Source organism: Thiolapillus sp. (assembly GCF_048562965.1).
Taxonomy (GTDB): domain Bacteria; phylum Pseudomonadota; class Gammaproteobacteria; order Chromatiales; family Chromatiaceae; genus Thiolapillus; species Thiolapillus brandeum_A.
Window position 1 is genome coordinate 1 of sequence record NZ_JBHNMF010001069.1, and the last position, 931, is coordinate 931.

The 931-nt window shown below is 52.6% G+C and carries 1 pseudogene; it reads left to right on the top strand.

Features of this window, described 5'->3' with window-relative positions:
* Positions 1 to 662: 662 nt before the first annotated feature.
* Positions 663 to 779 (top strand): annotated as a pseudogene (locus ACOCD2_RS22325) (IS30 family transposase); the annotation flags it as partial.
* Positions 780 to 931 lie beyond the last annotated feature (152 nt).

A 931-nucleotide genomic window follows, 5' to 3' on the forward strand; every position in this document is an offset into this window, starting at 1 on the left:
AAGTTGTTGCGTAGTGCTTGGTGACCAGGACGGCTGGGGCACCAATAGGTTGTCAAAGGCCGAGTCGATTTTGGGGACTGGGATGTCCCAAAATCTATCACGAGGTCGAAGACACGCTTGGTGCAAGTGTTTACTCAAATGAGCTTTCAAGTGCCCCAAAATTCCTTTATTGCGTAATGCCGCAACGGACCAGGAATTATGGTCGCACCGTGCCTTGCACTGCTGCAACAGCCGGATACCAGTCTTATCTACAACGATTAGGTCAACGCCCTGTTCATCCGGGCCGATAGGCTCCACGGTGACCGAGCGGATCTCTTCGTTCAACAGCCGGAGAAGCTGCTTGGCAACCCAGCGACTCTCATAGCGGTTGCCGAGCTTTTCTGACATTCCGCCGGGTTCAAAAGCCATCTTGATTACCCACGTTATTCAGTCACGCAATGGGGGCACATTTTGCCGGCCATTCGTCTTTTCCTCCCCGAATTCATAGAATAACTGCAACGCCTGATGCTGAAAGGGAGTCAGTTGCCGCCTAGAATGGGTAGCTCTGACACCAACACCATACAGGCATGCACATGAGGCACTACAGGCAACTCACTCAAGAGGAAAGATACCAGATTACGGCACAGATCGCAGGTTCATTGGGGGAGGCTGGTTATCCGTTGGTCAGCCATGAATGGATCTACCGTCATATCGAACGTGACCAGAAAACGGGCGGCGATCTGCACAAACACCTTCGGCAGCGGCGCAAGCGCTACAGGAAGCGCTATGGCAGTCAGGAACCAAGCATGTCTTCGGCCTCGTGATAGATTTTGGGGCTCTTCCCCAAATGGAGTGGGTAGATTATCGTAATCCCCTATGAGAGACAAAGACCTATACGCCCAGATACTGGGAATCAAGAGTCCCTGGCAAGTATCCGGTGTAGAGCTGGCGC